The sequence below is a fragment of the Paenibacillus oleatilyticus genome, from assembly GCF_018998565.1.
Classification (GTDB): domain Bacteria; phylum Bacillota; class Bacilli; order Paenibacillales; family NBRC-103111; genus Paenibacillus_G; species Paenibacillus_G oleatilyticus.
Map to the genome: position 1 here is coordinate 1 of NZ_JAHNZO010000176.1, position 343 is coordinate 343.

Annotated in this window: 1 pseudogene; it reads left to right on the forward strand. The window is 67.1% G+C overall.

Annotation, left to right across the window (positions count from 1 at the left end):
- Positions 1 to 343 (forward strand): annotated as a pseudogene (locus KQX66_RS39100) (aspartate aminotransferase family protein); the annotation flags it as partial.

The window sequence follows — 343 nt, forward strand, 5'->3', positions numbered from 1 at the left end:
TGCTGGGCCTGCCGGAAACGTTCAGCGGCAGCCTGGTCAGCGGTGCGACCATGGCCAATTTCACCGGGTTGGCCATTGGCCGGCAGTGGTTGGGACAACAGCAAGGCGTGGATATCGCCCAACAAGGCCTGGCGGCGCTGGGCCCCATCCGGGTATTGGCGGCCAATCCGCATTCCAGCAGCGTGAAGGCGCTCAGCATGCTCGGCATCGGCCGCGAGGCGTTGACGATCGTCGCCAGCCTGCCGGAGTCCGAAGCCATGGATATGGAAGCGCTGGCGCGGCAGCTCGCCGCCGGCGCTGGCCAGCCAACGTTGGTACTGGCCAGCGCCGGTACGGTCAACAC